Source organism: Solwaraspora sp. WMMA2065 (genome assembly GCF_030345075.1).
In the GTDB taxonomy this organism is placed as follows: domain Bacteria; phylum Actinomycetota; class Actinomycetes; order Mycobacteriales; family Micromonosporaceae; genus Micromonospora_E.
Genome location: NZ_CP128361.1, coordinates 3,535,098 through 3,561,024, shown reverse-complemented (window position 1 = coordinate 3,561,024; position 25,927 = coordinate 3,535,098). Strand labels below are relative to the sequence as shown.

The 25,927-nt window shown below is 71.3% G+C and carries 27 protein-coding genes; 7 read left to right on the top strand and 20 right to left on the bottom strand.

Features of this window, described 5'->3' with window-relative positions; translation table 11 throughout:
* Positions 1–27: 27 nt before the first annotated feature.
* Positions 28–537, bottom strand: a complete 510-nt coding sequence (locus O7610_RS16100) for a YqjF family protein (RefSeq protein WP_502959030.1) — start codon at positions 535–537, stop codon at positions 28–30.
* A 68-nt stretch (positions 538–605) separates the two neighbouring features.
* Between O7610_RS16100 and O7610_RS16095 the strand changes: the two genes are divergently transcribed.
* Positions 606–1,073 carry a PPOX class F420-dependent oxidoreductase gene (locus O7610_RS16095; RefSeq protein WP_289211283.1) on the top strand — a complete coding sequence of 156 codons (468 nt, stop codon included), beginning with the start codon at positions 606–608 and terminating at the stop codon, positions 1,071–1,073.
* 50 nt (positions 1,074–1,123) lie between these two features.
* Here the strand turns inward: O7610_RS16095 and O7610_RS16090 are convergent, their stop codons facing one another.
* From O7610_RS16090 to O7610_RS16060, 7 genes are all read right to left on the bottom strand, one after another.
* Entirely contained in the window at positions 1,124–1,330 is a 207-nt protein-coding gene (locus tag O7610_RS16090; RefSeq protein WP_281551554.1) for a hypothetical protein, read from the bottom strand.
* 114 nt (positions 1,331–1,444) lie between these two features.
* Positions 1,445–1,567, bottom strand: a complete 123-nt coding sequence (locus O7610_RS16085) for a hypothetical protein (protein WP_289211282.1) — start codon at positions 1,565–1,567, stop codon at positions 1,445–1,447.
* Positions 1,568–1,687: 120 nt separating this feature from the next.
* The gene (locus tag O7610_RS16080) at positions 1,688–2,398 is read right to left on the bottom strand and encodes a hypothetical protein (RefSeq protein ID WP_289211281.1); all 711 of its coding nucleotides are present in this window, start codon (positions 2,396–2,398) and stop codon (positions 1,688–1,690) included.
* Positions 2,398–4,725 carry a hypothetical protein gene (locus O7610_RS16075; protein ID WP_289211280.1) on the bottom strand — a complete coding sequence of 776 codons (2,328 nt, stop codon included), beginning with the start codon at positions 4,723–4,725 and terminating at the stop codon, positions 2,398–2,400. Before O7610_RS16075 ends, O7610_RS16080 begins: the two co-directional genes overlap by 1 nt.
* Positions 4,722–5,579: a hypothetical protein gene (locus O7610_RS16070; protein ID WP_281551550.1), complete on the bottom strand. Its 858-nt coding sequence runs from the start codon at positions 5,577–5,579 to the stop codon at positions 4,722–4,724. Before O7610_RS16070 ends, O7610_RS16075 begins: the two co-directional genes overlap by 4 nt.
* Positions 5,580–5,796: 217 nt before the next feature.
* A complete protein-coding gene (locus tag O7610_RS16065; RefSeq protein WP_289211279.1) occupies positions 5,797–6,501 on the bottom strand; it encodes a Crp/Fnr family transcriptional regulator in 705 nt (234 codons plus the stop codon).
* 69 nt (positions 6,502–6,570) lie between these two features.
* Positions 6,571–7,701 carry an LCP family protein gene (locus O7610_RS16060; RefSeq protein WP_281551548.1) on the bottom strand — a complete coding sequence of 377 codons (1,131 nt, stop codon included), beginning with the start codon at positions 7,699–7,701 and terminating at the stop codon, positions 6,571–6,573.
* 238 nt (positions 7,702–7,939) lie between these two features.
* On the opposite strand from O7610_RS16060, the gene O7610_RS16055 reads away from it, so the two are divergent.
* Positions 7,940–8,206 (top strand): GlsB/YeaQ/YmgE family stress response membrane protein, encoded by a 267-nt coding sequence (locus O7610_RS16055; RefSeq protein WP_281551547.1) that lies wholly within the window; start codon positions 7,940–7,942, stop codon positions 8,204–8,206.
* A 36-nt stretch (positions 8,207–8,242) separates the two neighbouring features.
* Here the strand turns inward: O7610_RS16055 and O7610_RS16050 are convergent, their stop codons facing one another.
* A complete protein-coding gene (locus tag O7610_RS16050) occupies positions 8,243–9,400 on the bottom strand; it encodes a tetratricopeptide repeat protein (protein WP_281551546.1) in 1,158 nt (385 codons plus the stop codon).
* A gap of 144 nt (positions 9,401–9,544) precedes the next feature.
* Between O7610_RS16050 and O7610_RS16045 the strand changes: the two genes are divergently transcribed.
* The gene (locus tag O7610_RS16045; RefSeq protein ID WP_281551545.1) at positions 9,545–11,143 is read left to right on the top strand and encodes a PQQ-dependent sugar dehydrogenase; all 1,599 of its coding nucleotides are present in this window, start codon (positions 9,545–9,547) and stop codon (positions 11,141–11,143) included.
* 103 nt (positions 11,144–11,246) lie between these two features.
* Here the strand turns inward: O7610_RS16045 and O7610_RS16040 are convergent, their stop codons facing one another.
* Genes O7610_RS16040 through O7610_RS16010 form a run of 7 tightly spaced genes read right to left on the bottom strand, consistent with a single transcriptional unit; the run spans position 11,247 to position 16,641 of the window.
* The gene (locus O7610_RS16040) at positions 11,247–11,720 is read right to left on the bottom strand and encodes a hypothetical protein (RefSeq protein ID WP_281551544.1); all 474 of its coding nucleotides are present in this window, start codon (positions 11,718–11,720) and stop codon (positions 11,247–11,249) included.
* Positions 11,721–11,764: 44 nt separating this feature from the next.
* Positions 11,765–12,115, bottom strand: a complete 351-nt coding sequence (locus tag O7610_RS16035; protein WP_281551543.1) for a DUF2470 domain-containing protein — start codon at positions 12,113–12,115, stop codon at positions 11,765–11,767.
* On the bottom strand, positions 12,112–12,789 hold the full coding sequence (locus tag O7610_RS16030) for a biliverdin-producing heme oxygenase (RefSeq protein WP_281551542.1): 678 nt from the start codon (positions 12,787–12,789) through the stop codon (positions 12,112–12,114). The genes O7610_RS16035 and O7610_RS16030 overlap by 4 nt, the downstream gene beginning before the upstream one ends.
* Entirely contained in the window at positions 12,782–13,660 is an 879-nt protein-coding gene (locus O7610_RS16025; RefSeq protein WP_289211278.1) for a heme ABC transporter ATP-binding protein, read from the bottom strand. The genes O7610_RS16030 and O7610_RS16025 overlap by 8 nt, the downstream gene beginning before the upstream one ends.
* A complete protein-coding gene (locus O7610_RS16020) occupies positions 13,657–14,706 on the bottom strand; it encodes a FecCD family ABC transporter permease (RefSeq protein ID WP_281551540.1) in 1,050 nt (349 codons plus the stop codon). The genes O7610_RS16025 and O7610_RS16020 overlap by 4 nt, the downstream gene beginning before the upstream one ends.
* Positions 14,707–14,710: 4 nt before the next feature.
* Positions 14,711–15,751, bottom strand: a complete 1,041-nt coding sequence (locus O7610_RS16015) for a heme/hemin ABC transporter substrate-binding protein (RefSeq protein WP_281551539.1) — start codon at positions 15,749–15,751, stop codon at positions 14,711–14,713.
* Positions 15,748–16,641, bottom strand: coding sequence for a neocarzinostatin apoprotein domain-containing protein (locus tag O7610_RS16010; protein WP_289211277.1), 894 nt, complete (start codon positions 16,639–16,641; stop codon positions 15,748–15,750). The genes O7610_RS16015 and O7610_RS16010 overlap by 4 nt, the downstream gene beginning before the upstream one ends.
* Before the next feature lie 217 nt (positions 16,642–16,858).
* Here O7610_RS16010 and O7610_RS16005 point away from each other — a divergent pair, with 217 nt between their 5' ends.
* From O7610_RS16005 to O7610_RS15995, 3 genes are all read left to right on the top strand, one after another.
* The gene (locus tag O7610_RS16005; RefSeq protein WP_289211276.1) at positions 16,859–18,367 is read left to right on the top strand and encodes an HtaA domain-containing protein; all 1,509 of its coding nucleotides are present in this window, start codon (positions 16,859–16,861) and stop codon (positions 18,365–18,367) included.
* A 100-nt stretch (positions 18,368–18,467) separates the two neighbouring features.
* The gene (locus O7610_RS16000; RefSeq protein ID WP_281551536.1) at positions 18,468–19,577 is read left to right on the top strand and encodes a WxL protein peptidoglycan domain-containing protein; all 1,110 of its coding nucleotides are present in this window, start codon (positions 18,468–18,470) and stop codon (positions 19,575–19,577) included.
* Positions 19,574–20,476, top strand: coding sequence for a hypothetical protein (locus O7610_RS15995; RefSeq protein ID WP_289211275.1), 903 nt, complete (start codon positions 19,574–19,576; stop codon positions 20,474–20,476). Before O7610_RS16000 ends, O7610_RS15995 begins: the two co-directional genes overlap by 4 nt.
* 36 nt (positions 20,477–20,512) lie before the next feature.
* On the opposite strand, the gene O7610_RS15990 is transcribed toward O7610_RS15995, so the two are convergent.
* Positions 20,513–22,105, bottom strand: coding sequence for an RICIN domain-containing protein (locus O7610_RS15990; protein ID WP_289211274.1), 1,593 nt, complete (start codon positions 22,103–22,105; stop codon positions 20,513–20,515).
* Between the two features lie 175 nt (positions 22,106–22,280).
* On the opposite strand from O7610_RS15990, the gene O7610_RS15985 reads away from it, so the two are divergent.
* Positions 22,281–23,195 carry an SDR family oxidoreductase gene (locus tag O7610_RS15985; protein ID WP_281551533.1) on the top strand — a complete coding sequence of 305 codons (915 nt, stop codon included), beginning with the start codon at positions 22,281–22,283 and terminating at the stop codon, positions 23,193–23,195.
* On the opposite strand, the gene O7610_RS15980 is transcribed toward O7610_RS15985, so the two are convergent.
* From O7610_RS15980 to cobF, 3 genes are read right to left on the bottom strand one after another with little or no spacing between them, the layout of a single operon-like run.
* Positions 23,186–24,205: a helix-turn-helix transcriptional regulator gene (locus O7610_RS15980; RefSeq protein WP_289211273.1), complete on the bottom strand. Its 1,020-nt coding sequence runs from the start codon at positions 24,203–24,205 to the stop codon at positions 23,186–23,188. The genes O7610_RS15985 and O7610_RS15980 overlap by 10 nt on opposite strands.
* A 2-nt stretch (positions 24,206–24,207) precedes the next feature.
* A complete protein-coding gene (locus O7610_RS15975) occupies positions 24,208–24,987 on the bottom strand; it encodes a GntR family transcriptional regulator (protein WP_289211272.1) in 780 nt (259 codons plus the stop codon).
* A gap of 29 nt (positions 24,988–25,016) precedes the next feature.
* Positions 25,017–25,832 (bottom strand): precorrin-6A synthase (deacetylating), encoded by an 816-nt coding sequence (gene cobF, locus O7610_RS15970; RefSeq protein WP_281551530.1) that lies wholly within the window; start codon positions 25,830–25,832, stop codon positions 25,017–25,019.
* Between the last annotated feature and the right edge of the window lie 95 nt (positions 25,833–25,927).

Genomic DNA, 25,927 nt, shown 5'->3' with positions numbered 1-25,927 from the left:
CCGGCACGCCGGGGGAGTAGAGGACGCTCACCGGCGGGCCCTCCGGTGCCGGCAGCCCGCCGGCGGCGACCAGGTCGTCGGCCAGGTCGACCAGCTCAGCCCGGTGCAAAGGCCACTGTGGGCGCGGTCCAGCCGCATCCGCGACCACAGGTACGGCAGCCGCAGGATGGCCATCGCCACCAGCACCGGCAGCAGCCGGGCCGCGTCCAGGGACCGGAACACCACCCCGCGCCGGCCGGCGTCGTCGACCGAGTAGAGCCGTACGTTCGTTTCGCAGAAGGTGCCCAGGTACGGGATGCCCGGACCGGGACCGAAACCGACGCCGACCATCCGGAACCCGATCAGCCCGACGTAGCTGGTGCCGTCGAAGGTGTCCGGCCGGGTGCCCGGCGGCAGCAGTGGGGCGACCACCGCCGGGTCCACCGGCCAGTGCAGGAACGTCAGATCGTGCCAGCCCTGCACCAGGACCGGCCAGCGGACGGGGCGCGGCGCGGTGACGGTGACCGGCTCCGGCGGCGGCATCTCGGTACGGCTCATATGATCATCCTGGCAGCACCGCACACCCGCGTCCGCAGCTGACTGCGGCGAACCCGAGGAGCCGTACCGTGGCACGCGCCATCGCGACGAACACCCGCGTCGACCGGGCCGGCCTGGTCGATTTTCTGCGGACCCGGCACCGGGCGGTCCTGATCACCACCCGCGCCGACGGCCGCCCGCAGGCGTCCCCGGTCACCTGCGGGGTCGACGCCGACGGCCGGCTGCTGGTCGCCACCTACCCGGACCGGGCGAAAACGGTCAACATCCGCCGTGACCCGACGGTGTCCGCCTGTGTCGTCTCCGACGACTGGAACGGACCGTGGGTGCAGCTCGACGGGATGGCAGCGGTGATCGACATGCCGGACGCGCTGGACGGGCTCGTCGACTACTACCGCTGCGTCGCCGGCGAGCATCCGGACTGGGACGAGTACCGCGCGGCGATGCGCCGGCAGGACAAGTCGTTGATCCGGATGGTCGTGGACCGCTGGGGGCCGATCGCCACCGGCGGCTTTCCGCCGCACCTCGCCGACGACTGACAGCGCACCGGTCCGGTCACTCGGAAGGTCCGGTCACTCGGAAGGTCCGGTCACTCGGACGGCTCGGGGAGGTCGCAGTCGATCTTCGGGTTGACGCCAATGTAGTTCAACGGTCCGGCGATCACCGTCACGACCGTGGTGCCGGCATGGGCACAGTTGGTGTCGTCGCGTTCGAAGTAGCCGCGTTGCACCGCCGCGACCACCCCGATCACCAGCCAGATGAGCACGATCACGCCGGATATCGAACCGCCACGCATCACTGCCTCCTCAACTCGTCGACGCCGTACCGGCCCCGCCGCACCTGCTGGTGGTGGGATCCGGCCGGCGGATGGGCAACCTGGTACCCAGTGACGTCGCTGAGGTAACCGTCCTCACGGCCCGGCCCGGCGCCAGAACTGCCGCCCGCCGGCGCAGCGCCGAGCCAGCACCAGCCCGGCGAGCAGGCCGACCGCCGTACCGCTCGGTCGCGCCCGGACCGACGACCACCCGGCCACCGCCGAACGGACCAGGCGATGTCACGGCGCCGGCTGCTGTCCCGGCTGGAGCTGAACAACCGGGTGCAGATCGCCGTACTGGTGCACGACGCCGACCTGACCTGAGTACGGGGTCGGCGGTCACGCGTCGAGGACCCGGCCGGCGAGGTCACCCCGGTCGAAGGAGACGAACACATCGCCGAGCCGGTCCAGCAGGTACCGCCGTTCGTCGGCGGTGAGACCACCGACGAAGTCCTGCACCGTCTCGGCGATCACCGCGGTCTGCTGGTCGCCGCCACCGGTCAGCTTCGCGGCGACCTGTTCGAAGGTGTCGTCGAGCAGCGACGTCAACGCGTCCGGGTGGTGCATGAACCAGTAGGACCGAGCGGTCGCCGGGTCGGTGAGCACCTTGTCCCGCAGGTAGCCCATCTGCTCCTGCTCCAACTGCTGCCGCAGCCGCTGGATCCGCAGCTCCCGGGTGAGCTTGTCGACCGTCTGCGTGTCCTGCTCGGCCTGGGCGTCCACCGCCAGTCTGACCGTGCAGCCCAGGAGCCGCAGGTGCGAGGCGGTCAGATCCATCTGCGGCAGCCGGGTGTTCAGCTCGGCCTCCAGCATGGTCCGCTCGGTGACCCTGCGCGGGGCGGCGATCCGGCGGGCCGCGTCCAGCATGCACCAGCGGACAGTGGCGGCGGCCCGGTCATGCTGGCGCAGCGGCTGCCACGCAGTGGCGAACGTGGCGACGAACTCGGTGCCGGACAGCGCTGCCGGTAGCCGGTCGGTGAACTCGTCCTGGTCCGGACCGGGCAGCACCGGTACGGGGCTGCTACGGAACACGTCGAAGAAACCGGGCATCACAACTCCTCGGCGGCACTGGAGAGCAGAGACGGCAGTAGCGGTGCGGGCCGGGGGCAGGCCGCGATCGGGTTCGCACGGCGCAGCTGGTCGACGAGGTGCCGGCGGAGTTCCGCCTGACGCGCCGGGTCGTCGGTGGCCGGCCAGGCGGTCAGCAGCGCGCGCAGCCGGGCCACCCGCCGGGCGGCGGCGGGACCGGCGGTGACGGTGCGGCCGAGGACGTGGGTGAGCGCGTCGACCAGCCCGGGGTCGGCCGCCGCGTCGTCGAACCACCGGTGCAGCAGAGCTTCGACGCTGCCCGGCAGCTGCCGGACGTCCAGCACGCGGCCCAGCGCCACCCCGATCGCGTCCTGGACCACCGGGGTGGCCACGACGAGTTCGGCGAGCACCCGGTCGGGCTGCCGGACCGGCGCCTGTGGCCCGGTGGGCTGGTCGGCTGGTCCGTGCGCCGGGTCGACTGGGCCGTGCGCTGGGCCGTCGCCGGCCCGAGGCTGCTCCGGCCGGCCGAGTAGATTCAGCGCGACGGCGGCGAGCGCGGCCCGCCGCGGCTGGTCGTCGGCCAGCCAGTGCGCCAACCGCAGCAGCACCGGCTGGCGCAGCGCCGGCCGCCGCCACAGTGCCGCCAGCGCGGTGAGTACCGCCTCGTCGACCTCGGCGATGTCGTGCCGGGCCAGGTGGCCCAGCCGGACCATCGCCTGTTCGAGGTAGAAGTCGGCGAACTCGCCACCGCAGACCTCGGCCACCGCGATCAGCACGGCCGGGTTGCTGCTGCCCTGCGCCCAGCGGTAGAGCTGCTGGCGGACGGCGGCACCGATCTCCGGGCTGAGCGCGGCGATGCCCAGCACGTGTACCAGCGCCCCGCGCAGCCCGGCGCGCCGGCTCCAGGCCGGTGCCACCTGGCTGAGAATCTCGGGGGTACGCCGCCGGAGCGCGGTGTGCAGCACCAGTTCGGCGCTGCGGGTGGCCAACGCACGGTCGACGGGACCGCGCCGCTGTCCGCCCCGCAGCGGCAGCTCGGACACCCACCGCCACAGTTCGCGCTGGAACGTGTCGGCCCGGTCGGTGATGACGAAATCGAGCACCGCCTCGGCGTACCGGGCCCGGCGGTAGCGGACCGTGTGATCGTCGTCGAGGTACGCGTCGACGGTCTCGACCAGGGTACGGACGCCAGCGTGCCCGAGGCTGGCCGGTGGTGCGTCGGTGCCGGCGAGCCGGGCGTCGAGCGCCTCGGCGGCACTGAGCACCCGTCCCGCCGGGGCACCCTCCAACGCTGCGGCGGCGACCAGGAACGCCCGGTGGCGTGGGTCGGGATGGTGGTGGAACCAGGCGGTCAGCTCCACCTCCCAGTTGCGGTACGCCGAGACCAGCGCCTCGACCAGTTGCCGGCCGGCGTCGGTTCCGGCGGTGACCGGCGGGCCGGCCGGCCCAGGCTGGGCGGTCAGCACGTCGGCGGCGAGCTGGGCCAGCCGGACCGCTTCGGCGGGTGACGCGTCAACCAACAGCTCGGCGATCTGCGGCTGACCGGTCAGCCAGTCGAGCGCCAGATCCGGCCGAAGCTGATGCAGCCGCCGGCCGAGGACCAGATCGGCGGGTGGTGCCGCCACGTGCAGCACCGGGCCGTCGCGTACCGCGCCGAGCTGCTCCCAGGTCGTACCGGTGACGGTGACCGCGATGGCCGAACCCCGCCGGGCCAGGCTGTCGCAGTAGGCAGCGATGTCCCGGGCAAAGCCGTACCGGATGTGCGGGGCGTGTTCGGGCAGTTCGAGCAGGTACGCGTAGCCCGGCGCGACCGGCAGCTCCGCGATGGTCAGCTGTTCGCCACGGGCAGGGTCGAAAGTCGGCCGGATCTCCCGCAGCCGTAGCCCGGTGCCGTGCAGCAGCCGCAGCGCGGCCGTGTACCGCCCGGTCCCGGGGCCGCCGACCAGGATCACTCCGCCGTCCCGACGCATCCGGGCGACCGCGGTCTCGGCGGTCAGCCGGTCGCCTGCGACGGTGCGGTAGCCCGGGTCGACGAATCCGGCCAGCCGGTCCCGCACGTACTCGGCACTGAGCTCGTGGTAGTCCCGTACCCGCTGGACGTACTGGTGCAGACCGCCGTAGACGACGTTGGCGACCTGCCCGTCGTTGTGGTCGACGGTCACGGCGGCACCGGTGCCGCCGGCTGGCAGGTCGGTACCGCCGCCGTCGAGCTCGTCCAGCGCGTCGAGGTCATCGAGGTCAGCCAGCTCCGGTAGGTCCCGGTCGGCGAGCTCCGGTAGGTCCTGGTCGGCCGGCTCCGGCCGGTCGGGCTCGGCGAGTTCCGGCAGGTTCCGGTCGGTACGGATCATCCGTGACGTCCGCCCCGGGACTGCCACATCCCACCGTTGACCTGGTTGGCCGCCTGCCCGGAGTTGCTGCGGATTCGCAGCTCGCCGGTCTGCGCGGGCTGTCGACCGCCGGCGTTGCCGGTGGGTGCGCGTTCGCTGTCCGGTGCCGCCGGGCCGCCCGCTGACTCGGGCACCGTCGGCTGCGGGGCGAACCGTGGCACCGCCAGCAGACTGCCGGACGGCTCCGGCACGTACAGCCAGGCCTGCTGGCTGAAGCTCTTGCCCGGCACGGTCGCCGAGACCTCGATGAAGTGGTCCGGATGCCGGCTGGTGTAGCCGGCCCGGACGACGTCGGTGAAGACCCGGTCGGACAGGATCGCCGCGACGTGGGTGATCGTCGGCTGGGCCGAGTCGAGCATGATCCGGACCGCGTCGGAGTCGAGTAGCCGGTGCGTCTCGTTGCGGGCGGTGCCGTTGCCGGCCCGCTCCGGCCGGTCCGGATCGACCGGCAGCGGCCCGACGTGCAGGCTGGCACGCAGCCGGATGACCGGCTGGCCGCGCGAGACACCGGCGTTGTATTCGGCCAGCACGTGCTGCAGCACCGCCAGGAACGGGTGCACCAGGGCGGGGAGCAGCCGGGTCGGTACGCCGATCGCGAGCCCGTCGCCGCTGTCGCCGTAGAACAGCGGGTCCTGCCAGGCTTCGCCGATCGCCGCCGCGTCGAAGGCCTGCTGGACCAATTGGGGAATGAGCTGGTTGATGTCCTGATGGGTGCCGCCGGGCTCGGCGGTGAAACCTTTGGCGTCGACGGCGAGGATGCCGGTGTATGGCGGCAACTCCCGGGTCACGGTGAATGGCGGAGGGGTGACGACCACCGGTGCTCCTGTCGAAGGTCGAGTTTCGTCGGCTCCGCATCGTGCCCAAGTTGCCCGATGTTTTCTGCCAACCAGTGGGCAACGCGGCCATCAATGGACCAAGATGGTCACCGGGTGGCCGGTCCGCGACCCGGACCGAACTGATCGCGGCTCCGCCCAGACAATCGGTTTCCCAAAGTCTGCTGTTCGGTCGACAGGCATTCAGGCCGGCGGATACTCAGGTCGACGAGTGGCTGCCGGACCGTGGTCCGCTGTATCCGATCCGGGCGAGCCGGCCGAGGTCGAGCAGCATGAACCGGCGGGGTGCGGTCGCGATCAACCGGTCGTCACGGAACCGGCTGATCGCGGTCACTACCGCGTTGCGGGACGCCCCGATCAGTTGGGCCAGGCCGTCCTGGGAGAGCCCGAGGTCGAGCGAGACCTGGTTCGGGCCGTCCGGGCTGGCCTTGGCGAGCCGGAGTAGCGCCCTGGCGAGCCGTTGCGGCACCGGCAGCGAGGCGATCTCCACCCGCTGCTCGTCGGATTCACGCAGCCGGGCGTTGGTGTAGCGGCGCAGCGCGGGGTGCAGGTCGCGGTCGTCGACCACGGCGAGGAACTGTTCGGTGGTCAGCTTCCGGGCAGTGACCGGGCGCAGCACCGAGACACTGGCCGACCGGGGCGTGCCGTCCAGCGCGGCGATGTCACCGAGCAGATCCCCAGTAGACCGGACGGTCAGCATCGTCTCGCTGCCGTTGGCCTCGGTCCGGTACACCTTGACCGCCCCGCCGAGCAGCAGGAACACGTCGCGGCTCTGCTCGTCCTGCAGGAAGAGACCATGTTTGCGGCCTAGCTGGACCGGCTGCCCGGCCTGTTGCAGTGCCTGCCAGTCGGCGGCGGTGACGTGATTGGTGAAGCTGACCCGGACCGGGTACGCGGCGGTCATGGAGACACCGTACCGATGTGGACCGTGCGGCGGGAATCACGGTGACGGATGTCCCGATGAGTCGGACGGTCAATCCCGCTGGACGGCGTCCGGGTTGGCCAACAGGTAGTCGTCCAGTGTGCCGGTCCGTACCGCGTCGAACATCTCCAGGCTCTCCGGCGTGAGCCGTTCGGCCGCCGTACTGCTGAATCCGGCCGGATTGAACCCGCCACCGTTGGTCTTCACCATGATGAGGTCGTTCGCGGTGATCCCGCGCAGGGTGAATACGAAATCGGCGATCGGGACGCCGCCGGTGTCCAGTACGAAGGCCTTGCCGGCCGCGGTGATCACCCGGTCGATCTTCGCCGGGTTGGTCAGTACGCCGGTGCTGCTCGCCTCCTGCACCATGGCCTTCAGCAGCTGCCGCTGGTGACGCTGCCGGTCGTAGTCCCCGTTCGGCAGGCCGTAGCGCTGGCGGGAGTAGTCCAGCGCCTCCCACCCGGCCATCCGCTTGCAGCCCTCCTCGTGCCACAGCTCCTCGCCGCCGCCGACCTCGCGGGCCTCGGCCAGCCAGCTGGGCTCGCCGTCGACCAGCCGCATGTGCTGCGACTTCACCCGCTGGTCAACGCACATCCGAACCCCGCCGAGTGCGTCGATGACATTCCGGAAACCGCCGAAGTCGATGATCGCCGCGCCGTCGAACTCGATGCCGGTCAGGTCCTTGAGGGTGAGTGCGACGAGTTGCGCGCCGCCGGCCCGGCCGACTCCGTTGCGCGAGCCGGCCCGGAACACGTCAGTGATCTTCGACTCGCCGCCGGGGTATCCGCTCGGCTCGAACGCCGGCGCCTCGACCCAGGTGTCCCGGGGGACCGACACCAGGTACGCCTGATCGTGGGTGGCCGGCACGTGCAGGATGATGATCGTGTCGGACCGCATCTCGCCAGGTCGGCTGCCCCGTTCGTCCACGCCGAGCAGCAGCATGGTGATCGGGCCGTCCAGCGCCTCGCCGTCGGGCTCCTGTGGGACCTTCGCGGCACCGGCCAGCAGGTCCTGCTGCTGGATTCGACTCGTGTACCGGTCGATCAGCAGCTTGCCGCCGACGACCGCGGTCGCGCTGGTCGCCATGAGCAGCGCGCCGACGGCGATGGTCAGCACCGCCCAGATCGGCGTTCCGCGGAGGGCTCGGAGGGCTGTCGTGGCGGGCGCGTCCGGTGCCGACATGCCGATGCTCCAGTCGAGGGGTGACGAGGGCAGGACAGCTCTGTCTTACCCGAGAGATTATCGCGTCATGCTGCGAACCTGCTGAGAAGATCCAGCTCAGTGCGACTATCTACTGTGATTCATCGATGGTTGTCCGGTGCTTGACGCAATGGGCGTCGTTGCCTGGTTCTGGCATGGTGGTAGGAGAGGGCCGACAGTGCGGTAGGGGCGGCCAGCCGACCGGTACAGGGGGTATGCGGTGGAAATCGACGGAATCTTCTCGGCGCTGATCATCGGTCTCATCGTTGGAGCGCTCGGGCGGCTGGTCGTCCCGGGCAAGCAGAAGCTGAAGATCTGGGTCACCTTGCTGATCGGTGTGGTGGCGGCGCTGCTCGGCACCCTGGTCGCCAGCCTGTTCGGGGTGGCCGAGACCCGGGGCGTCGACTGGATCGAGCTCGCGTTGCAGGTGGCGCTCGCCGCAGTCGGCGTGGCGGCCATCTCCGGAGCGGCCGGCAAACAGGGATAGCGGCGGTCGGCAGGCTGCAAGCCAGCGGGCAGATAGTCAGCAGGGCCGGCTGGTCAGCCAGGTGCGTTCGATGGCCCCGAGGTAACGGTCCCGGTGCTCCTCGCGGGCCAGTGACCGCAGCAGGAAGTCCATGTGGTCACAGATCTCCCGGGCCCGCCGACTCGACTTGCAGGTCTGGTAGAGCACCGCGGCGTGCAGGTCGGCCTCGGCGTAGTTGCCGCGCAGCACCTCGTCGGTCCACCGGATCAACGACGCCCACATGGGCTTGATCTTGGCCCGGCGTTCGCTGGAGTCGAGCCGGCTGATCGCTTCGGCGGAGCGGTCCCGGGCGTGTGGCAGCGCCTGGCCGTGGGCGGCGAGCAGCGCCAGGAAGAACGGGGTGGAGACAAGTTCCTGGTCCAACCGGTTGGCCTGCTGGTGGGCATCCCGGGCGGCGGTGAAGTCGCCGTTGTCGCGGAGCAGCAGCCCAAGACAATTCCAGTTCTGCGCGTCGTGCGGGCCGTGCTTGGTCGAGTTGCGGGCGTAGGCCAGCGCCCGGTCCGGCCGTGCGTAGCGGTGCAGCAGGGCCAGCGCCCGGTCGGCGGCGTCGGTCGGCAACCGGTGCGCCATGGCGGTGGTCAACTCCTCCTCGGCGGCGGCGTCCTCGCCGAGGTTGGTCAGCGACCGGCCCAACCGGTAGCGCACCCGGGGGTTACGCGGATCGAGTTCGACCGCCCGGCGCAGGCATTCCACCGCCTTCTCGTAGTAGCCCTCCCAGTACGCGGCCTCTCCCTGATTGAACAGGTAGGAGACCTCGACCTGGGTGGTCAACCGGTGATCGAAGTCGCTCAGCCGGGACCGCATGTCCTCGATCAGCAGGTGTACCTGCTCGGACTGGCGTTCGGCCCGGCCGACCGCCGTCTCCACCCGGCCGACCAGCGTGTCGGCCTGCTCGGAGAGGGTTTCCGCCTGGTCGATGGCCCGGTCGGCCTGCGCGACGATCTCCTCGGCGACCACCCGTTGGCGGTCGAGCTCCAGCCGGGCGCGGGCGCCGGTGCGCCGGATGGTGCGCAGTTCACGGACACCGACGAAACCCGCGAAGACGAAGACCACCGTCAACGCAGTGACCAAAAGGGCAAAAGCCGCGATTATCCCACCGGACCAGGCGATCACCAGTTCGGCGATCTGGATCGGGTCGGGGGAGTCCGGCTCCATGTACCCAGAGTAACCACTATGTGCGCCCGTTTGACTACTCTGAGTGGTGCAATCTGTGTCCGCCGGGTGGCGGAGGCGTGGCGATCGGGTCACCCCGGCCATAAGCTGATCATCATGAATATGAGAGATTCTCGATCTTATGCGTTGGCTGGTTGGCGGGTCGCCGCGACGACACTCGCCGCGACCGCGCTGGCGCTGTCCGCAACCGCAGCTCACGCCACGCCGTACACCGACCCGCACGCCGAGCCCGCCGACCTCACCTCGGCGGCGACCTCGGCGGCCGCCGAGGTGCCACTCGACCAGATCTCCGTCACCAGCACCCAGGTCGCCTTCGGGCTGCAACGACCGACCGCGATGGTGGCCCCGGACGACGGCAGCGGCCGGCTGTTCATCACCGAGAAGGCCGGTCGGGTGCGCATCTACCACCCGGCCTCCGGCCTGGCCGAGGCGGCGCTGCTGGACATCAGCGACCGGGTCGACACCTCCGGCAACGAACGCGGCCTGCTGGGCATCGCCACGTCCCCCGGATTCGCCGCCGACCCGGCGATCTACCTGGCGTACACCGCGCTGCCCGACGGCGCGGTCACCCTGTCCCGGCTGCCACTGGAGGCCGCCGACCAGCAGCCGGTGCCGGCCGACCGGGAGGAGATCCTGCTGAGCCAGCCGCACGCCGAGTACGCCAACCACAACGGCGGACAGTTGGCCTTCGGCCCGGACGGCCACCTCTACTGGAGCATCGGCGACGGCGGCGGCGCCGACGACGTGCTCGGCACCGGTCAGGATCTCGGCACCCTGCTCGGCAAGATCCTCCGGCTGGACGTCTCGGCCGCCTGCGGCGACCTTGCGTACTGCGTACCGACGGACAATCCGTTCGTCGACGAAGCCGGCGCCCGCGCCGAGATCTGGGCGTACGGCCTGCGCAACCCGTGGCGGTTCTCGTTCGACCCGGCGGACGGCTCGCTGTGGATCGCCGACGTCGGACAGGGCAGCTACGAGGAGGTCAACCATCTGCGCGGGGTGGCCGGTGCCAACCTCGGCTGGTCCTGCCGGGAAGGCCCGGTCGAGTTCGATCCGCAGCGGTGCGACCCGGCCGCCGAGTACGTCGACCCGGTGTTCCATTACCAGACCTCGGTCGGCGGCTGCGCTGTGATCGGCGGCCACGTCTACCGGGGCAGCGAATCCGCCGCCGCCGGCACCTACCTGGCCACCGACTACTGCTCGGCGACCGCGTACGCGATTCGGCCCGACGCGGACGGTGGGTACGACACAGCGGTCATCGGCGAGCTGCCGATCCAGCCGACCACCCTCGCGGTGGCTGCGGACGGCGAGTTCTACCTCGCCAACGACCTGCCCGGCCAGTTGCACCGGATCACTTTCGAGGCCGACGAACCGGATCCGGTCGCCGAGTGCCTGGTCGACTACCGGGTGGACAGCGACTGGGGATCGGGTTTCACCGTGACGGTGGGCGTCACCAACACGGGTGACGAGCCGATCGACGGCTGGTCGCTCGGCTGGTCGTTCGCGGGTGTACAGCAGGTCGCGGTCGCCTGGAACGCGGTGATCACCCAGGATGAGTCGACGGTGACCGCCACCAACGCCGCCTGGAACGCGTCACTGCCCGCCGGTGGCCGGGTCGAATTCGGCTTCCTCGGCAGCGGCGGCGCAGGTGCCGGACCGGCACCGGCCGGGTTCACTCTCAACGGTCTGCCCTGCGACGCGGCACCAACCGTGACCACCGGCTAGAACCGTCTGAAATCAATGCCCGCCCCGGGGCGGGGGTGCCGGTCGAGCTCGATGCCGCAGGTGCATCTTGATGTACCTGCGGCATCAGCCCTGGCAGGCGAGGTCAGTTCAGTGGCCGGGCGACCACCGGCTCGTCGGGCGGGAACTCCTCCGGGTCGACCACGGCGATCGCCCCGCCGCCGAAGAAGCCGTGGTTGACCAGGACCAGCCGGTGACAGTCCGGGTCACCTGTGCGTTGCGGCAGTTGGCCGGCCAACGCCCGTACCTTGGTCGCGGACGTCTCGTCGAGGGTGAAGCCGTCCGGCCCCCACACCCCGCGTACCTGGAAGAACTCCTGCTCGCTGCGCTGCACGTCGCCGTTGAGGACGATCATCCGGTCGGAGCCGGTCAGCGCGCTGGACGCCTCGTTCAGCCCCCACGCCGAGTACGTCGCGCTGCCGGACTCGGGTGCTTCGCCGATCCCGATCCCGGTGCACCCGGCGATCGACAGTACGGCGACGGCCGACACCAGCCAGGCGGCGAGTCGCACCGCGACACCGGTGCGGGCGATATGCCCGCGATGCCGTTTGGCAACCATTTTGCGATCGTCGCATACGCCGGAGGGCTCCGCTCGCTTGCCGGTCAGCCGTCCGCCGGGCGGGGCGTGACGCCCAGTTGGGCGCAGGCCTCCTGGTACATCCGGACCACCTCGTGGCGGACCTGGACCCGTTCGGTGAGTCGGTACGCGAACGGCACCCGGACCGGCACCTCGACGCCGGCCACGGTGGCCGCGAAATCGATGCCGTCGGCGTCCAGGTCGGTCATCCGGGCAGCCGACGCCTGCGGGGTGCCACCCAGCGACCGGCAGATCAGCAACGAGTCGGCGGCGTGGTCGTCGTTCATGTGCCGGGCAACCTGGGCGACCACCTCGGCGGTGAACGGGTCGGTCGGCTGGCCCTGCGTCGGCCCGGCCTGGCCCTGCGCCGCGCTCACGCCGCCGACTCCATCGACTCCGACGCCACCGACTTCGGCTCCTGCTCCTGGCCCAGCTCGGCGAGGACCGCCGAGTTGTGCCGGTAGGCCACCGCCACCTCACCGACCAGAGCCGCCTCGGCGGTGACGTCCAGCGGCAGGGCGTCCAGCCGGGCCCGGTACGCGTTCTTGTACCCGCGCGGATCGTCGATGCCGGCGAAGTGGTAGAACGCCACGCCGCCCTCCTCGGTCAGCCCGTATGTCTGCGCCACCTGACGGCCGATGAACAACCCGCCGGACAGGTCGCCGAGGTACCGGGTGTAGTGGTGGGCGATGAACGCCGGCGCGAAGGTGAAGCAGACCTCCTGCATCCGGGCGACGTAGCGGCGGGTCGCCAGGTTCGGGCCGACCCGGCCGGCCCAGTCCGGGCCGAGCAGGTACGCCAGGTCGGCTTCCAACGCCGGCAACCGGGTCAACCGGTCGTCGACGAAGTCGCCGGCCAGCGGATCCTCGCGCATCGCGTCGGCCGCCTCCTCCAGCACCTGGTAGATGAAGTGGTGCTGGGCGACCAGGTCGGCGTACCGCTGTCGGGGCAGCTCCCCGGCGACCAGCGCGGAGACGTACCGCTGGGACTCGGCCGCTTGGTGGTCCTGCCAGCTTGCCGCCCGTAGCCGGGCGGAGAAGGTGTCACTCAACTCGGGGTTCCTTTCCTTGCCGGGTCGGATGCTGCCGTCGCGGAACGACCAGCGGGAGTCGGGTCTCGGGGTGCGGCAACACCTCGATGTCGTGCCGGTATACCTCGCTGAGCAGCGCACCGGTGAGGACCTGCTCGGGCGGTCCGACGGTCCGCAGCCGACCGGCCGACAGCAACGCGATCCGGTCCGCGTACGCGCCGGCCAGACCGAGGTCGTGCAGCACCACCACGACGGCGTCACCGGCGGCGGCCCGCTGTCGGGCGAGCCGTAGTACCAGCTCCTGGTGGTGCAGGTCGAGCGCGGCGGTCGGTTCGTCGAGCAGCAGCGCGGCGGCCCGCTGGGCCAGCACCCGGGCCAACGCGGCGCGGGCCTGCTCGCCGCCGGACAGCGAGGTGAAGGTGCGGCCCGCGAACTGCGCCACGTCGGTGGCGGCCAGACACTCGTCGACGATCGGATCGTCGGACTCCTCGGCGGACAGCCCGGCCCACGGTGCCCGGCCCATCCGGACCACCTCGGCCACGGTGAACGGGAATGACAACACGCTGCGCTGGGTCAGCACCGCCCGGCGCAGCGCCAGTTCGGTCGAGCTCCAGGCGGACTGCGGCCTGCCGTCGATCCGGATCCCGCCGGCGGCCGCCGCGACGTCGCCGCCGATGGCGGCGAGCAGAGTCGACTTGCCGGCACCGTTGGGACCGACCAGGGCGATCACCTCGCCAGTGTGAACCACCAGGTCGACCTGGTCGAGCACCGCTCGCCCGCCGAGTTCGACCCGCAGCTGGTCGATCTCGATCAGCGCGGTGCCGGCCGGCCGGGATGCCGGCACGCGGACAGGCGTGCGCCGGCCGAGCAGCCGCGCCGGCGGCGGGCTCATCCCCAACCTCCGGCCCGCCGCCGGGTACGGCGCAGCAGCCAGAAGAAGGCCGGACCGCCGACCACCGCGGTGAGCACCCCGAGCGGCAGTTCCTGGTACTCGACCAGGGTCCGGGCGGCCAGATCGGCGGCGATCACCACCACCGCCCCACCGAGCGCGCTGGCCGGTAGCAGCACCCGGTGCCCTGGTCCGGCGACCATCCGGACCAGATGCGGCACCACCAGACCGATGAAGCTGATCACGCCGGTGAAGGCCACCGCGGCGGCACCGAGCAGCGCGGTGACGACGATCATGCGTACCCGCAGCCGTTCCACGTCCACCCCGAGATGACGTGCGGAGCGTTCGCCGAGGGCGAGCAGGTCCAGCTTGCCGGCCGAGGCGAGCGCGGCGGCCAACCCGACGATCAGGCAGGGCAGGGCCACCGCCACCGCGTTCCAGTTGGCCTGGGCCAGGCTGCCGAGGTTCCAGAAGGCGATCGCCTGCACCCCGGCCGCGTCGGTGACGAACATCAGCAGCCCGATCGCGGCACCGGCGACGGCGTTGACCGCGATGCCGGTGAGTACCAGGGTGACCACCTCGGTACGTCCGTCGGCGCGGGACAACGCGTACACCAGGTAGGTGGTGGCCAGCCCGCCGACGAAAGCGGCGGCGGCCAACGTCCAGCCGCCGAGTGCGGAGAACCCGGTGACGATGGCCAGAGCGGCGCCGACCGCCGCTCCGGAGGAGACTCCGATGACGCCGGGCTCGGCCAGCGGGTTACCGAAGACGCCCTGCATGACGGCGCCAGCGCAGCCGAGCGACGCGCCGACGACCGCGGCCAGGACGACCCGGGGGAACCGGACGATCCACAGCGCGTTCTCGCCGTGCGGTGCGGTCGGCAACGCGCCGATCTCCAGGCCGAGCCGGTGCAGCACCGACGCGACCACCTCGGCCGGGGCGATCTGCACCTGTCCGGAGCCGGCAGCGACCACGCCGACCACGAGCAACGTGCCGGCGAGGCCGGTGAGCAGCAGCGGCCGGCGGGCGGCGAGTACCGGGAGTGTCATGCCGTCACCGGCATCCGTGGATGGCACGGGCGAGAGCCTGGATCGCCTTGCCGGTGCGGGTCCCGAAGTTGAGCAGCACGGTGTCGTCCATGTCGACAATCCGCCGCTGCTGACCAGCTGGGGTCTGGGCCACGCCGGGCATGGCGACCAGTCCGTCCACCCCGCCGACCGATTCGAGGCCCTTGGTCATCACCAGAATGATGTCCGGCGCGGCGTTAATCAGACCCTCGCTGGTCAGCGGCCGGAACCGGGCCAGTCCGATGGTGGTGCCGGCGTCCTCGCCGCCGGCCGCGGCGATCATCGCGTCCGAGCCGGCGCCTTCGCCGCCCATCAGGTAGACGCCGGCGGTGCCGCGCAGGTAGAGGAAGGCGACCCGGGGTCGCTCGGCGTCGTCCGCGATGCCGTCGCGGGCGGCGGCGATCTCGCCCTCGACCCGGGCGACGAGTGCCTCGCCGGCGTCGGCGACGCCGAGCGCGGCGGCGACCTCCCGGATGTGCACCGGTACGGCGGCCAGGCTCTGCTCGTCGCCGATGCGTACCACCGGGATGCCGGCGGCGCGGAGCTGGTCGAGCACCTCGGGCGGGCCGATGCTGTCATCGAGCAGCACCACGCTGGGGTCCAGCGCCATGACCGCCTCGGTGGACAGGTCGTGCCCGCCGGGAGTGACCAGCGGCAGGTTGGCGGCGGCCGGGAAGTCGGTGGAGGTGTCCCGCCCGACGACCCGGCCACCGAGGCCGAGGCTGAACACGATCTCGGCGATGGAGCCGTACAGGTTGACGGCCAGGATTCGGCCGGCGTCGGTCACCGTGACCCGGTCGCCGGCGGCGTCGGTGACGGTGACCGGCAACGCCGGCTGCGGTGCCGGGTCCAGCGGCGTCACCGCGTCGTCGACGACGGCGGTGACCGGCCCGCAGGTCGTTGGATCCGGTGCCGCGTCGGTGTCGGCGGCGCTGTCGGCGCAGGCGGCCACCGGGCCGGCGAGTAGCGCGGCGGCGAGCAGCCCGACCAGCCTCGGGCGGTTCACGACCAGTGTCGGGCGGTTCACGACCGGCTCCGGCGGCGGCGGACAGCGGACAGCCCGGCCAGCGCCAGCACGCCGAGCGCCAGCAAAATCAGCGTGCTGCTCCACCACCGACCAGCCGGGCCGACGGTGCTGACCCGGGTGACTGCCAACCCGGTTGGGTCGGTTCCGGTGACGGCGACGGCGGTCGGGCCGCCGGCGTCGTCGGTCGGTTGGCCGGTGGCAGCACCGGCAGTTGGTGCGGAGCTGCTGACGTCACCGGCCGTACCGTCGGTGTCGGCCGGGCCTGCGGCGTCGCCGGTTGCCGGGGCTGGTGGCGCGGTGGTCCGGTCCGGGCTGCCAGCCGCCGGGGCGGCGCTGGTAAGGGCGGGCGCGGCGGCGGCAGCGAAGCTGATCGGGACGCGTACGTCCTGACTGCGGTCGCTGGTCCGGGTGTGGTCGGCTCGGGTGACCACCGAGCAGGTGCGAACGGTGCAGTCGACGTCGCCGATCCTCGCGGTCAGCGGGACTCGGACCTGGAACGAGCCGCCGTCGCCGTACGGCACGGCCAGTCCTTCGCCGTACGACGGGGGGTTGCTGGAGATCCAGTGCGAGCTGCCGCTGCCGCCTGAGGTGTCCACCCCGCCGCCGCACGGTGTCGGCAGCGCCCCGGCGCCGTTGTCCACACAGAACCCCACGTAGATGCCCTTATCGGTGTCGTACCCGGTGCCGGTCACCGTGACGGTCGCACCGGAGCGGCTGATGCCGGTGGAGTCGGAGACGGTGAGTCGCTGGCCGCCGGATCCGGTCGCGGAGGTGTCCGCGTGGGCCGGCGACGCCAACAGTGGTGCGGCGAGTACGGCGGCGGTCGCGGCGGTGGCGGTCACGACCGCCAAGGTCGCGGTGTCGCGGCCGCTGAGCAGCGGCGTTGGCATGGGTGATCCCTCCGACGATCGTCGGTTGAGTTCTCAATGAAGGTTTGCCTAACCTAAGTCATCGCCGCAGGTCGGGACAAGGGTCCGACCGGTTCGAAGATCAGGCACCCGCGCCGGAGCCGAGATCTGTTAGGCATGGCTAACCTAATCCCGATCACATGCCGTGTTCACAGTGGAAGTAGAACACGGTGAGTAACCATCCGGAAAGGACCAGTCGATGATCACATCCAGAGCTGGTGCTCTGGGGCGACGGTCGGCAACCTGGGCGGCTGCGGCCGTACTCGGCGCCGCGACCGCACTCGTTGGCGCCGCACCCGCCGTGGCTGCCCCTGCCGACATCACCGAGGCAAGCCTGAACTGGGGCTTCAAGGAGTCGTTCTGCAACTACGTGTCGTCCGGCGACGGCAACCCGCCGATCGCGGCGAGTGACGGTGCGTCGATCGACGCCGATGGAACGTTCGCCTTCCCGTCCACCGGCGGCAGCTACGACGCCGAGACCGGTGAGACGAACGCCACGTACGGCGGCACGGTCGTCTTCTCGTTCCCGGCGCACACGTTCACCATCACCCTCGCCAACCCGACGGTGGCCATCTCCGGCGGCACCGCCGTCCTCAAGGCCGACGTCGAGTTGGTGAGCACCGCGTTCCCGTCGGTCGACGTCACCCAGGCGGTCATCGCCGACCTCACCACCACCAGCGCCAACCTGGTGGCCGGTGCGGACGGGATAACCGGCACCGACCTGGCCGCCACCCTGACCGCCGATGGCGCCACCGCCTTCGCCGGCTTCTACCCAGCTGGCCAGGTCCTCGACCCGCTGTCGTTCGAGGCGTTCACCTCCGGCGGCGGTGGACCGGCAGCTCCGTCCGTCGACGCCACCCCGGACACTGGCGTCGACCCGGCCGGCGCCACCATCACCGTCGACGGCAGCGGCTTCGACCCGCAGGCCAACAACGCCGCAGGGATCTACGTGTCGTTCGGCCCGAAGGTCGACGAACACTGGACCAACGCCAGTGTCCTGCAGGTCACCAAGTGGGTGAGCAGCACCAACGAGCCGACCGACGCCCGGGACACGATGAACCTGGACGGCTCGTTCAGCACCACGCTGCCGATCAGTGCCCAGTACACCGACCGCAACGGCAACGCGGTCGACTGCACTGTCACCCAGTGCTATGTGATCACCTTCGCTGCGCGCGGCTCCGCCGACCGCAGCCAGGACACCTTCACTCCGATCAGCTTCGCGGCCCCGGTCGGCGGCGGCGACGCCAGCCAGCAGATCGCCGCGACCGTGCTGGCCGGCGGCCCGCTCACGCTCAGCGTGGCCGGTTCCTCGGTCACCCTGCCGCCGACCGGCAACGGCGCCGTCACCAGCGGCGAGCTGAACACCGCCACCGTGTCCGACCTGCGCGGCACCAACGCCGGCTGGAGTCTGGTCGGCCAGGTGGGTGACTTCGTCGCCAGCGGCGACGCGGTCATCGCGGCGGACAACCTCGGCTGGGCGCCCACCGCGTCCGTGGTGGACGACCCGCTGATCGGGGCGACCGGCACGGTCACCCCGGGCGCGGTGGCCGACCCGGGTGCCGGACTCGGCACCGCTCGGGCGCTGTGCACCTCGGCTGCCGGCGCCAGCGCCGGCAGCTTCACCTGCGGCGCGCAGCTCAACCTCGGCGTACCCGCTGGGGCGGTGTCGGGTGACTACACCGCGACCCTGACGCTGACCTTGTCCTGAGGATCAGCTCCCAGCTGACCTTGTCCTGAGGATCAGCTCTACCGGCCGGTGCGGGGCCGCAACGGTCCCGCACCGGCCACCGGACCGACTGGAGTGCCCGATGTCCGCCCCGCCCGCCCGTCGCCCGCACCGTCGCCGCGCCGCCATCGGCCTGTTGGTGGCCGGGCTGCTCGCGTTGCCCGGCGCCACCCCGGCCGCCGCGCAGCCGGCCGGTCCGGCTCCGGCCGACGCGGTCACCTGGGCGGTACAGCCGTCCAGCGCGGACGGGCCGACCGGACGCAACTACTTCGTCTACGACCTCGCCCCGGGCGCGGAGATCACCGACCACGTCGCGGTGCGCAACCTCGGCGACCAGGACCGGACGTTCACCGTGTACGGCACTGACGGGTTCCTCACCGACGACGGTGCGTTCGCCCTGCTCCCGGCCGACCAACCGGCCACCGACGTCGGCACCTGGATCCACTTCGACCAGCGGGAGTACGCGATCCCGGGCGGTGAGCGGCTGGACATCCCGTTCCGCCTGACGGTGCCGGCCAACGCGACACCCGGCGACCACGCCGGCGGGGTGATCGGTTCGATCGCCCAACTCCGTACCGACGCCAGCGGCCAGCAGGTCAACGTCGACCAGCGGGTCGCCGCCCGGGTCTACCTGCGGGTCGACGGCCCGGTCCTGCCAGCGGTCAACATCGAATCGATGAGCATCAGCTACGACGACCCGGTCAACCCGCTGGGCGACGGTGACGTGGAGGTCACCTACCAGGTGCGCAACACCGGGAACATCCGTGTCGGTGGTACGGGCGCGGTGCTGCTGGACGGCCCGCTGGGCTGGGAGCTGGCCCGCACCGATCCGGTCGACCTGCCCGAACTGCTGCCCGGCAGCACCTTCACGGTGACCGAGAAGATCACCGGCGTACCGCCGGCGCTGCGGCTGACCGCCACCGTCGACCTGGCCCCGACCACCGTGGACGAGGCGTTGCCACCGGTCACCCGTACCGCCGGTATCTGGGCACCGCCGTGGTTGCTGCTCGCCACGATCGTCGCCCTCGCCGGGTGGTTCGGGGTACGCCGCTGGCGTGCCCGCCGCGCGGCCGCAGCCGTGGCCACCCCGGCTTCGCCTGCGGTCACCCCCGCCTCGAACGGTTCGCCGGACGTCGAGCCCGCCGAAGACGGTGCCGCCTCGTCGTCGCCCGCCTCGTCGCCCGCGCGATGACCGGTCGCCGGACCTCGGTGGGTGCCCTCGCGCTGGTCCTGATCGCCGGGGCCGGCGGTCTGCCGTCGGCCCCGGCGGTCGCCGCCCCGCCGCAGGTCAGCGTGGACGCGGCCAGCGCGGCGGTCGGCGAGTGGCTGACCGTCACCCTCACCGGCTGGCCGGCCGGGAACGTTCAGCTGGAGATCTGCGGCAACCGTGCCGCGCGCGGGTCGGTCGACTGCGCCGCCAGCGAGGCCAGCCAACTGCATGTGCCGGGGGCCGACGCGGTGACCAGTCGGCTCGTCCTGGTGGAGCCCCCGGTGGCCTGCCCATGCGTGGTCCGGGCCCGGACCGTCGACGCCGGTGGGTCCGGCACCGGGCCGGTGCTGCCGGTTACCGGCAGCGTCCCGATCGACATCGTCGGGTCGGCCGCCCCGCTGGCACCGACGGTCTCCGGCCCCGCCCGGCTGCACATCACCGACGTGACCGTTGTGCCGACCGGCTGGGACTGGCCGGCGCTGTTCGGTCTGTCCAGTGAGATCCGGCTGGATGTCGACGTTCGCAACGACGGCCCGGTCGACGCCGACGAACTACGCCTGTCACTGCTGTCCGGCCGGCCCGGGCGGCCGACGGTGATCGTCGAACCGCCCGGGCCGGCGTCCGCGCCGTTGGCCACCGGTGCGGGCCGAGCCATCGTGGTCACCGCGCCGGTCGACTTCCCCGTCTACGGCCGGTACGCGGTCCACGGTCAACTGGGCACCGGAGTCGGTGGCGATGGCGCGGTGGCGTTCGTCGTCGAGACCGAACGCTATCCGTGGGGCTGGCCGGCGGTCGCGGCGGTACTCGTGGTGGTTCTGCTGCTGCGCCAGGTCATCGGCCTGCGCCGGATCAGCCGGTCGCCGTCGGGCACCGAGCGATAGGCACCCGGCGTCCGGCGTTCAGTGGACAGGGAACGGTCAGCAGCGGTTGATGGTCGAGTTGTTCAGGGCGATGTTGCGGATCACGATGTTCTGCCCGCACGGGTTCTCGTTGATCTGCGAGTTGGTCAGCGTCAGGTTCTGCAGGGTGATGTCGCGCGACACCGGGAACTCGGTGCGCGAGGCGATCCGTACGTCCGAGCCGTTGACCGTACCGGAGACCGCCGCGATGGTCACGTTGTAGCAGTTCTCCAGCAGGATCGAGTTGCTGCCGGTGCCGGAGATGTCGATCCGGTCGATGACCGCACCGCCGGACTCCGACACGCAGAAGATGCCCCGGCCACCGCCCCGGGCGATGACCGTACCGACCCGGATGTTCGTCGGGTAGCTGTCGCCGACCCGGCCGTTGCGGTTGGCCATCCGGAACCCGGCGTACCCGGTGCCGGTGCCGGCGCCCTGCGCGTCGACGGTGCCGACGGTCGCGTTGATGGTGTCGTTGAGTATCAGGCCGGAGTAGCCGGTGTTGCGTGCGGTGACGGTGCCGACCGTCAGTCCGTCGACCCCGTACGTCTCGACCCCGTGGTTGCTGGTGCCCTGCACGTACACGTTGTCGATCCGCACGTTGCGGGAGCGCTGGCTGCGGTCACCGTGGTTGTCGATCCGGATGCCCAGGCCGGCGGTGACCCGGATGTCGATCTGGCCGAGGGTGATGTTGTTGCCGTTGCGGATGAAGATCCCGTACAGCGGATTGCCGGTGATGTTGAGCCGGGTCACCTCGACGTCGGTGACGCCGCGGGCGTACACCACGGCCTGGTCGCCGGAGCCGGAACCGGTCACGTTGACCGTGCCGCAGACCTCCAGGACGGTGTACGACGGCAGCGACAGCCGGGAGCCGGCGCTGATCGACCCGGAGCCGCGGACGACGACCTTCTGCTTGCTGTTGCGCCCGGCCGACAGGCTGTTCACCGCGGCCTGCATGGCCGACAGCATGCTGGAGCCGGTGTAGACGGTGCTGCCGCCGTTGCGCGCCGTCCAGGTCGACCCGTTCTGTACGGCTTCGGCGTTGAACGAGCCGGACCCGCAGCCGCCGGAGCTGTCCAACCGGACCATCTGCCACTGCTGGTTCCAGCCGTTGACGTCCTGGTACTGCGAGATGATTCCGCCGTCCGAGGTGGACCACTGCCACACATCGAGAGCCTTGTTGCTGTGCCGGCTGATGAAGCGGACGTAGCCGCTGTCCGAGTCGGCGAGCCGGAAGTGCTGCCGGGTGCTGCCGTTGTCGTAGTTCTGAATCAGCTGGGCCCCGTCGACCGCGTTCGGCAGCTCCAGGTACTTGCCGCTGTGCCGAGATCTGATCTTGTAGTAGCCGCTGCCGACGTCAACGAACTGCCACTGCTGCGCCGCGCTGTCGTTGCGCGTCCACTGGACGATCGGTGCGCCGTCATGGGTTGCCCCGCCGTAGAGATCGATTGCCTTGCCGCTGTGCCGGCTGAGCATCACGTACCAGGCGCCGGTGTCGACGGTGGCAGCTGCGGCGTACTGCACGCCAACCGCCGCGCCGGTTGCGACCATGGCGGTCGTGGCGAGCGCCACGACGCCGGTACGCCAGCGCCGCCATCTGGTGGCTGTCATGGAACCTCCTGGATTTGTCGGAGACTGCTGCCGGTTAGCGCCCCCACAGTGAGGCGGGAAAGGGCTTTCTCATCGTGACGGCAATGTATCGACCACATTCGATGGAGTCAACCAGGCTGCTGTTCTCTGGAAAAGCTGACGTCGGATGTCAGGTTTTGCTGGCACCGTCAGCGGCATGTCCACACCACTGAACGGCAGGACGGCGCTGGTCGCCGGAGCGACCCGGGGCGCCGGCCGGCGGACCGCGATCGAACTCGGTGCCGCCGGCGCCACCGTCTACGTCACCGGCCGCAGCACCCGACGGCAGCGTTCCGAGATGGACCGTCCGGAGACCATCGAGGAGACCGCCGAGCTCGTCGACGCCGCCGGCGGCACCGGCGTCGCGGTGCCCACCGACCACCTGGACCCGGACCAGGTCCGTGCCCTGGTGCAGCGGATCGACCGCGAACAGGGCCGGCTCGACGTGCTGGTCAACGACATCTGGGGGGCCGACCACCTGACCGACTTCGAGTCGCCGATCTGGGAACAGCCGCTGGACCGCGGCCTACGCACACTGCGGCTCGCCATCGACACCCACCTGATCACCAGCCACTTCGCGCTGCCGCTGCTGATCCGCCAGCCGGGCGGGCTGGTGGTTGAGATGACCGACGGCACCGCCGACTACAACGGCACCCACTACCGCGAGTCGGTCTTCTACGACACGGCCAAGAACGCCGTCATCCGGTTGGCCTTCGCTCAGGCCGAGGAGCTGCGGCCGTACGGTGCGACGGCGGTCGCGCTCAGCCCTGGCTGGATCCGGTCCGAGGCGATGCTGGAGCACTTCGGGGTGACCGAGGCGAACTGGCGCGACGGCACCGCCAAGGACCCGCACTTCGCCATCTCCGAGACACCGGCGCTGGTCGGTCGGGCAGTGGTCGCGCTCGCCGCCGATCCGCAGGTGTCCCGGTTCACCGGGCGGTCACTGTCCAGTGGGCAGCTGGCCCGCGAGTACGGCTTCACCGACGTCGACGGCAGCAGCCCGGACGCGTACCGCTACATCGTCGAGGTCGTCGAGACCGGCCGGCCGGCGGACACCACCGGTTACCGCTGACCGGCGGTCTCGCCGTACAGCGCGGCGAGCCGGCGGGCGGCGTCGCGCATCCGGTCCCGTAGCGGGGGCGGGGCGAGCACCTCCACCTCCGGACCGAGCGCCTGCAGTTGGCTGTACGCCACGTCGGGCGACTCGACCGGCAGCCGGGTGTGCACCCAGCCCTGAGCGTCGGGTGGCCCGGCCGCCTCGTGCGCTGCCTGGGCGGCCGGCGCCTCCACCGCCCAGCGCAGCGCCCGCAGCCCGGCCGGACTCAGCCGTACGGTGACCTCGTCGACCAGCACGCTGCGGACGAAGTCGGCGGTGCCGGCCGCCCACACCGCAGCCAGGTCGAAGCGGTGGTCGCGGTCGAAGACGTTGCCGGTCGGGTCAACCACCGCGATCCGGTCCACCCGGTAGATCCGGTGCCCGTCGTCGACCCGGCCGGGGTCGGGGACCCGGCCGACGTCGTCGACCTGGCCAACCAGGTACCAGGTGCCGTTCTTGAGCACCAGACCGTACGGCTGAACCGTTCTGACCACCTCGGTGCCGCTCCGCCGGTAGTTGAGGCGGACCACCTGGTCCTGCCAGGTGGCGCGGGCCAGGTCGGCCAGCGCAGGCGGCGGATCGGCCTGCCGGAACCAGCCGGGCGCGTCCAGATGGAACCGCTGGCGGGCCCGGCCGGCGGCGTCGCGCAGCCCGACCGGCAGCGCGGCGGTCACCTTGAGCTGGGCTACCCCGAGTACGTCGGCGAGGCCCATCTCATCGGCCGGGCCGGGCAGCCCGGACAGGAACAGCGTCTCCGCCTCGGCCCGGCTCAGACCGGTCAGCCGGGTCCGGTAGCCGTCCACCAGTCGGTACCCGCCGGCCCGGCCCTGGTCGGCGTAGACCGGCACCCCGGCGGCGGACAGCGCCAGCACGTCGCGGTAGATGGTGCGCTCGGAAACCTCCAGCTCGCGGGCCAGTTCCGCAGCAGTCATCGTCTCCCGGGACTGCAGCAACAGGACCAGGGAGATCAGCCGGGCGACCCGCACGGTCAGCGCCCGGCGGGCGAGCGCAGCGGGGATCCGTCGGCCACCCGCAACTGGTACGCCCGGTGCGGTGCCCAGCTGGCGACCAGGCTGAACCGGTCGCCGCGGACGAAGGTCTCCCGCCATTCGACGGGCCGTCCGTCGGTCCGGCCGATCCGTTCGACGGCGAGCAGGCCGCCGCCGCCCAGCCGTCGACGCTGTTCGGCGGTGGGCACGATGGCGTGGATGCGTTCCTCGCCGTCGGTGACCCGGACGCCGTGCCTGGCCAGCTCGCCGTAGATGCCGGTACCGGTCAGGTCGGCGGTGAGCAGCGGCCGGGCCAACTCGGCCAGCAGCCAGACCCGATCGGCGGCCAACGGTTCGTCGTCGGCGAACCGGAGCCGCTCCAGGTGCACGAATCGGGTGTCCGGATCCAGCCCGAGCCGGGCCGCGATGGCGACGTCAACCCGCAGGTCGCGGCCGAGCACCTCGCTGCGCTGGCGCATCCCGCGAGCCTGCACTTCGTCGAAGAGCGAGTAGAGAGCGCCGAGCGGCTGCTCGATCCGCTGCTGGTGGACGGCGGTACGCCGACCCCGGGCCGAGTCCAGCACCCCGGCCTGGCGTAGCCGGCGCAACGCCTCCCGTACCGTGTGCCGGCTGACGCCGTACTCGTCAACCAGTTCGTGCTCGCCGGGGAAGCCGGCGGCGAACCCGCCAGCGGTCAACCGGCGGACCAGGTCGTCGTGCAGCTGTGCCCACAGCGGCATCGGGCTGTCCCGGTCGACCGGCCGGGCCTGGTCGGTCATCAGAGTCCTTCCGCGGAGGAAGTCAACGGCTACCTGATCGCTCGCGTCTGGTGTCCGGTCTTCTGGTGCTGTCCGGTTGTCTGGACAAGGGTACGCCGTAGCAGGTAGGTGTCCATGATCCAGCCCTTGCGGCGGCGGGCCTCGGCGCGGGCGGTGACGATCCGGTCGGCGACCCGGTGCACCGGGCCGGCGATCAGGATCTCGTCCGGGGTGCCGAGGTACGCGCCCCAGTAGATGTCGATGCTGTCGGCGTCGGCGAGTCGGGTGAAGGCGCACTGCGCGTCGAGCATCACCACCAGGTCGTCCACGCCGGTCGGGAAGCCCTCGTCGGCGAGCCGACGGCCGGTGGTGATCTGGACCGGGCAGCCGATCCGGTTCAGCGCGATCCGGTGCCGGGCGGTCAGCGCGGCGACGCTGCTGATGCCCGGGATCACCTGGTGGTCGAACTCGACGACGTCGCGTTCCCGCAGATCGTCGAGGATGGCGAGGGTGCTGTCGTACAGCGCGGGGTCGCCCCAGACCAGGAAGGCGCCGCAGTCGCCGTCGGGTAGTTCGTCGCGAATCAGCTGGGCGTACCGGTCGGCGCGGCGTCGGCGCCAGTCCTCGACCGCGGCCCGGTAGTCCGTCGCGGTCCGGTCCCGCTCCGGGTCGGCGATCTCGACCGCCCGGTACGCCCCGGTGGTGTGCCGGCGCAGGATCTCCTGCCGCAACGCGGCCAGGTCCTGCTTGACCGCGCCCTTGTCGAGCAGGAAGAACACGTCGACCCGACGCAGCGCCTCGATCGCCTGCACGGTCAGGTGGTCGGGATCGCCGGCCCCGATTCCGATGATCAGTATCTCTCGCACCAGGGGGAGTGTGCCGTACCTCGACCGGGCAGCGACAGTCGCGGACTACAGCGAATCCGCCCGATTTTAACTATTTATCACATTTCTTCTGTATT